4 protein-coding genes and 1 pseudogene are annotated in these 3505 nt (G+C 38.4%); all 5 read left to right on the forward strand.

The annotated features are described in order from the left end of the window. Positions 1 to 865, forward strand: an 865-nt coding sequence (locus K7A41_RS00210; RefSeq protein WP_322784004.1) for an RHS repeat-associated core domain-containing protein, incomplete at its 5' end; no start/stop codon positions are given. Further along, entirely contained in the window at positions 862 to 1578 is a 717-nt protein-coding gene (locus K7A41_RS00215; protein WP_265712093.1) for a hypothetical protein, read from the forward strand. The genes K7A41_RS00210 and K7A41_RS00215, both read left to right, overlap by 4 nt. Positions 1579 to 1587: 9 nt before the next feature. Next, positions 1588 to 1728 (forward strand): annotated as a pseudogene (locus K7A41_RS23685) (RHS repeat-associated core domain-containing protein); the annotation flags it as partial. A 645-nt stretch (positions 1729 to 2373) separates the two neighbouring features. Beyond that, positions 2374 to 2841 (forward strand): DUF4826 family protein, encoded by a 468-nt coding sequence (locus K7A41_RS00225; protein ID WP_265712094.1) that lies wholly within the window; start codon positions 2374 to 2376, stop codon positions 2839 to 2841. Between the two features lie 426 nt (positions 2842 to 3267). Further along, a partial coding sequence (locus tag K7A41_RS00230; RefSeq protein WP_265712095.1) for a hypothetical protein occupies positions 3268 to 3505 on the forward strand: 238 nt, incomplete at its 3' end.

Below are 3505 nucleotides of genomic sequence, written 5' to 3' on the forward strand. Positions count from 1 at the left end.
GTTCGGTAAGACGAAAAGTATTGCAACAAGCATTGACAATAAGTATCTTTATAATGGCAAGGAGATGCAGGCTGACCTGAGTGGCGGTACGCATGCCTTGGGAAGTTCTTATGTACTGGAGGGGCAGCTGGATTACGGGGCGAGGTTCTACGATGCAGAGATAGGAAGGTGGAATGTGGTGGATCCGAAGGCAGAGTATCCAAAGCAAGTTATAACATCACCGTATGCTTACGTTGCAAACAATCCGATCAATTTAATAGACCCAACGGGAATGATATGGGAAGATCCGAAGCAAGGAGAGAGGCTCACTAGGTCTTTAAATAGCAGAATTCAAAAAATAGAAAAGAGTAATATGGAAATTCAGGCCAAAATTGACAAAGGGGGATTAAGCGATAAGAAATTAGCAAAACTTGAAGGTCGGCTTGCAGAAAATAGCCAAAAGATGGAATTATTAAACCAGTCTCTTGCGGATGTTGACGCAATTAGTAATGCGTCTGAAACATATAAACTTACTGGTGCAAGTGCGAGTGACGGTACTCACGGAGTTGTTAAAGGTGCTGATGGAGTTATTAGGATTGAAGGAAGTGACACGGGCCTTCATATTCATGAAATCCGCCATGTAGGACAGTCTATGGAAGCGGGAGGTGTTAAGTTTAATAAAGATGGTCGGTTACTTAATGCTGGAACTACTTTAGAAGAACGAAGAAACAACGAAGTCAATGCTTATCAAACTCAATATTCCTTTGATGGCTCATACCCTGCTGGAGCAAGTTCATTAAAAGATATCAGTTTTGAAACTCTTATGAAGATAAAATCCACAGACGGAAGGGTAATTTATGAACAACTAAAAGATAGGAAGAAATGAGAAAGTTGTTATTTATATTAGTAGTAGCGTTTCAGCTGATAGGTTGCATTTCAACAAAAGGTCAAAAATTAAATGTTCATGATATACCAGGTATATATCAAAAACAAGAAAGTGCAGAAAAGTTGGAGTTAAAACCTGATGGAAGCTATCTATTGTGGAATGCTGATATATCATTTTCACCCGTAATAGAGCAATGTGATTATGTCTCAAAGGGGAGATGGTCGGTTATAGGAGATAATGTGCTAGAGATTACAAGCGAAGACTATTATACAAAGCAGAAAGGCTTTGAATATAAGATCAAACAAGAGAATAAATTTTCGCAGGACAGTCTGTATATCCAAGTGATTTTTCCTACCGATTTCCACCCTGTAAAATTAGGCTTTACATTTAACCATAATAATAGTAAGTCCATTACAACAGATAAGACTTATGTCGTATTGCCTAAATCAAAGTATTTATGGAATCGGAGGACTGCTATAAACCAAATCGGCTTTAGCTTGAATGCAGATGTATCAGGTACGGAACTTTACAATGGTAGGATATTATTTAAAATTTTTCAGGAAAGTATTGACACTGAAAAGTATAACTATATTACAATTAATTTGCCATTCTTTGATAGGTGTTTTTTTGAGTTTGAACCCTATTATCAAGAATTGATTTACAATAAAGACAACAACCATTTATTATGGCGAGGAGGAATTTGGAAAAAGTAAAATTAGCTGGATTACGGGGCGAGGTTTTATGATACGGAGATAGGCCGGTGGAATGTGGTGGATCCGTTGGCGGAGAAGTATAGAAGGTGGTCTCCTTATACCTACGGAGTAAATAACCCAATAAGGTTTATTGATCCTGATGGGATGAGAGTTATACCTCCTAATGAATACGAAATAGTTTATCGTGGAGGGCAGATTCAGTCCGTAAAGTATATTAGTGATAAGGGAGGAGATAAGACTGATTACATTACAGTAATTGATTTAGACAAAGCTCCAAGTAAAGATGGGATCTCTCAGTATGCAATGGATGTGGATGTTGAGTATACTTCTGGAGTCGGTACAGATTATAATCAGCAAGAATTTCCTACACCAGGAGAGAGGAATATTCACTCAACTACATATTCAGAATTTAGAGCAGCTGAAAGCTTAATTGATATATTTACAGGTGGCAGTTCTAAAGCTGTTTCATATAGTCTCAAACAGGCAGCTAAGACTGGAACGAAGAGAGTTGCTGCCGCTACACTTAGAAAGCAGTGGGAAAAAGCTACCGGAGAATAATGGCCCAAAGAACCTGATTTTTTACCAGATGGTCGAAGTAATGAGAAGTATGCTGGTAGAAACCAGAGTTTGAGCCGTAAGAAAGCTTTGAAAGACGGAGGAACCAATGATGTTGATAATTTTTTTCCTCAACCATGGATATTGCATCAAGAGGCGCACAAACTTCAGGGGGACTTCAAAAGATGGGCTAAAGAAATAAATAGAAAGAGAAATAAATAAAAAGGAAAATAGAAGTTCATGAGTGATTATAAAAATATAAAACAACAAGCGTCTACGTTTGAAGACATTCTAGGGTTATCTAAGGAAGATGAAGGTCTTTATGGATTATCAGTAGAGGCTAAGAACTATCTTTTAAGGCATCAGTGGTGTAAGAGTATTCTCTCAGGCTGGTTGGCTGTTTATTGGGAAGGGGTGTTAGGTATCTTTCTTTTTGAGATAGAGCCATCTAGGAGCGATGTTGATAAGTATGTTTGGATTGTTGTTGGGGATATTCCTCCTGCATATGTAGATGTTGAGAGTGGAGAAAATCCACGAGAAGTTCTTGAAAGTTATGTTGCTATAATGAGAGATTGGGTAGATACTGTACTTCAGGGAGAGTCTGTTGAGGATTGTTATCCAGTAGAAGTTCCTGCAACAAAAGAATATGCTGAGATGTTAGAAAACCGATTAGATCTTTTGGATACATTTATTATGGAAGAACTGTAGTTGTGAAGCGTTCTTTCGGCAACAACGTCCAATCCGATAAAGATTGGGCGCGAGGAAATCGAGCAGTGCGAATACGTGCTCCTTGTCGCTCTCGCTGAGCTTTTCGATATCCTGAAAGAGCTTGAAATATTAAAAAATATTATTATAATGCAGAAATAGTTATCGTCATGCCGAAAATAAGATGTGTTTGTGATTATGTAATTAGCTTAAGTGAAATACCCAGCCCTAATCAATATTTGATGATTTCAGATGTTTCTTTTGAAAAATATTTTAATGTAGAAATAAAAGCCGAGGAATTGTATAGCGAAATGAAAATAGTTGCGCACTGTCCGAATTGCGGTAGATTACACGTTTTTTATAATGGGTTTGATAAAGCCCCAGTTGTTTATCGAATAGACGGCTAGATGTACCCAGCCACTGCTGACGGTGCTATACTATGATGACTATGGTAGGGTGATCCAGACTGCTTCAAAGAACCATGTTGGAGGAACGGATTATGTGACCAATACCTATAACTTTGCGGGAGATCTGCTGACCAGTACACGTGTACATACGCCGAAGACCGGGACAGCGACGACCATTGTGACCAATCATTTATATGATCATGTGGGCAGGCTGGTGGAGACCAAAAAACAGCTTAATAATCTTGCGGAAGTGTCTCAGA

It is taken from the genome of Sphingobacterium sp. InxBP1, from assembly GCF_026191775.1.
In the GTDB taxonomy this organism is placed as follows: Bacteria; Bacteroidota; Bacteroidia; order Sphingobacteriales; family Sphingobacteriaceae; genus Sphingobacterium; species Sphingobacterium thalpophilum.

What these genes read in the sequence shown, in the direction of transcription:
- K7A41_RS00215 (WP_265712093.1), top strand. Translation starts at nt 862, where the DNA reads ATGAGAAAGTTGTTATTTATATTAGTAGTAGCGTTTCAGCTGATAGGT.
- K7A41_RS00225 (WP_265712094.1), top strand. Translation starts at nt 2,374, where the DNA reads ATGAGTGATTATAAAAATATAAAACAACAAGCGTCTACGTTTGAAGAC.